This window comes from Actinosynnema sp., from assembly GCF_052038725.1.
In genome coordinates this window covers 1-1,522 of the sequence record NZ_JBQGCX010000677.1, presented here as the reverse complement: position 1 = coordinate 1,522, position 1,522 = coordinate 1, and the positions used below count along the sequence as shown (strand labels likewise).

Annotated in this window: 3 protein-coding genes; all 3 read left to right on the top strand. The window is 71.4% G+C overall.

Annotated features, from left to right (window positions below; genetic code table 11):
- The coding region (locus ACTUAL_RS14330) for a hypothetical protein (RefSeq protein WP_440900586.1) at window positions 1-237 on the top strand (237 nt) is incomplete at its 5' end.
- Window positions 227-535 carry a hypothetical protein gene (locus ACTUAL_RS14325; protein WP_440900585.1) on the top strand — a complete coding sequence of 103 codons (309 nt, stop codon included), beginning with the start codon at window positions 227-229 and terminating at the stop codon, window positions 533-535. The genes ACTUAL_RS14330 and ACTUAL_RS14325, both read left to right, overlap by 11 nt.
- A 1-nt stretch (window position 536) precedes the next feature.
- Complete coding sequence (locus ACTUAL_RS14320; protein ID WP_440900584.1) at window positions 537-1,364, top strand: hypothetical protein; 828 nt, start codon at window positions 537-539, stop codon at window positions 1,362-1,364.
- Window positions 1,365-1,522 lie beyond the last annotated feature (158 nt).

The following is a 1,522-nucleotide window of genomic DNA, read 5'->3' as shown; positions in this document are numbered from 1 at the left end:
CCCAGGCGTCGACGGTGGCCCCGCGGGGTGACCTCCTGCATCGGCCCGCGGTCTGAACCCGTGCTGGCCGAGCACCTGGTCGAGGTGCCGCACGACCCCGGCCTGGCCGTCCGCGGCCTGGACACCTCACCCCTGCCCGGGGGCGTGTTGAGCGCCGCCACCACGATCACCCGGCTCCTGCAGCTGGCCAGCGGTCCTGCCAACCACCAGAAGGGAAACACCCAGCATGTTCACTGACGTCTCTGACGCCGGCCTGCGCGCCGCCACGTTCGTTACCGCCGTCTGCCCCCAGGCACCCCCGGGCGCGCAGGTGCACGTCGACAACATCCTCGGCTACGTCCTGTGGGGCGTAGGCATCCTGTTCTTCCTCGGCCTGGTCATCGGCGTCGGGGCCATCGCCGGCGGCCGGATGTTCGGCATGCCGCACGCCAGCACCGGCGGGATCATCGGCCTGGTCATCGTGTTCATCGCCGTGATCGCCTACCTGATCCTGCCGGGGATCCTGGACGCGATGATGGGCACCGGGTGCGTCTGAGATGTCCACGACGACACCGCAGGCGTGGGGGCGGGGCAAGCTGCTGGCCATCCTCGCCGCAGCCCTGGGTGCAGGGCTGGCGCTGCTGACCGGGATGGGCCTGTTCCTCTGGCAGGTCCTGGCCGACGACCCACCCGAGAGGCCCGTCACCCAGGACACGGCACCCTCACCGGTCGAGCTGGACGAGGCCACCCTGCCGCAGGAGGGGCCTGCCCGCCGCGAGCAGATCGCGGACGCGCAGATGCTGACCGTGGACGACCCACGCGCCTACCGGCAGGGACAGGTGGCCCCCACCGTCGCCGCACCCTTGGCCGTCCCAGCACCCTCGAGCACCGGACCGGTGGGCGTTCCCACCGGGTACCCCCAGACCCCAGAGGGTGCGGTGGCACAGCTGGCCGCGATCGACGTGGCCGTCATCGGTGCCATGTCGGTGCCGCGCACGCACGAGATCTACCGGTCCTGGTCAACCGGTGATGCCGACCCGGCGAGGTGGGTGATGACCGAGAACGTCACCACCTTCCTGACCGCCGCCGGCCAGAGCGGGCCGACCAAGGAGGCCGGCCTGGTCGTCACAGCAACCCCCGCCGCCGGCCAGGTGAAGGGAAGCGACGGCCATGACTGGGTGGTGGCGTGCGTCCTGCTGGAACTGCACGCACGCCTGGTGGAGGAGGCACGAGCCGCCTATGGGCACTGCGAGGCCATGACCTGGACCGGCGACCGCTGGGTGATCGACACCACCCACCCGGTCTCCCCGGCGCCCTCCACCTGGCCCGGGACCGAGCTGGCCGCCCAGGCCGGCTGGCGTCCATGGGTCGCCAACCACCGGTAAGAAGCAGAGAGGCCCCCCTGTGTTCGGCATCCCCAACCCGTTCGAGTACCTGGCAGCCAAGGCCGTCGGCGAGCTGGCCGCCGACGTGTGGACCTCCATCATGCTAGGGATCTGGGCCGCCGGGCTGTGGTTCCTGCGCACCGTCCTGGGCTTCGTCG

Excerpts from the sequence above, each read along its gene's own strand:
- ACTUAL_RS14325 (WP_440900585.1), top strand. The coding sequence starts at position 227 with ATGTTCACTGACGTCTCTGACGCCGGCCTGCGCGCCGCCACGTTCGTT.
- ACTUAL_RS14320 (WP_440900584.1), top strand. The coding sequence starts at position 537 with ATGTCCACGACGACACCGCAGGCGTGGGGGCGGGGCAAGCTGCTGGCC.